Source organism: Nocardia yamanashiensis NBRC 100130, from assembly GCF_001613325.1.
Lineage (GTDB): Bacteria > Actinomycetota > Actinomycetes > Mycobacteriales > Mycobacteriaceae > Nocardia > Nocardia yamanashiensis.
Map to the genome: position 1 here is coordinate 1 of NZ_BDCD01000080.1, position 620 is coordinate 620.

Here is a 620-nt window from a genome sequence, read left to right on the forward strand (position 1 = left end):
CTTGCCGCGCCGGGGCTTGCCGAACGCACTCCACCACCGATTGCTCGAGCAGATCCGCCAGGCGGTCCGCTCGGCCATCGTTTCCCCGGCTTCACGGGCCTCGTCGGCGAGAAATCGGTACCCGAATTCGGGATCATCGTGGTGCGCGTCGAACAACGCGTTGGCCCGATACGCCTGCGCGAGTTCGCCGGCGGTGACCGGTTCGGCCAGCCACCGGTAGTAGGGCTGGCGAGCGAGCTGCAGCACCCGGCACGTCACCGCCACGGGAATCCCGTCGGCGGCAAGCTCTTTCACGAGCGGGTAGAGCCTTTTCCCGGTATCTGGGCCTGCGACAGATACGCCGCAGCGCGGCGCAGGACCTCGTTCTCCTGCTCCAACAGGCGGATCCGGCGACGGGCATCCCGCAACTCGGCCGACTCGCTACGCGTGGTCCCGGGCTTGTTCCCGTCATCGACGTCGGCTTGGCGCATCCATTTCGACAACGTCATCGGATGCACACCGAAATCAGCCGCGATCTGCTCCAGGGTCACCCCGTCATCGCGATTGCGAGCGACTCGCACGACATCGTCGCGGAACTCTTTCGGATACGGCTTGGGCACTGCGACATCCTCTCAAGCCTG

General features: G+C 66.0%; 1 protein-coding gene and 1 pseudogene. Both read right to left on the minus strand.

What is annotated here, in order from left to right:
- Positions 1-294: pseudogene (locus NY1_RS41655) on the minus strand (IS3 family transposase); the annotation flags it as partial.
- A complete protein-coding gene (locus tag NY1_RS44325) occupies positions 291-599 on the minus strand; it encodes a transposase (protein ID WP_067723607.1) in 309 nt (102 codons plus the stop codon). The gene NY1_RS44325 and the pseudogene NY1_RS41655, both read right to left, overlap by 4 nt.
- Between the last annotated feature and the right edge of the window lie 21 nt (positions 600-620).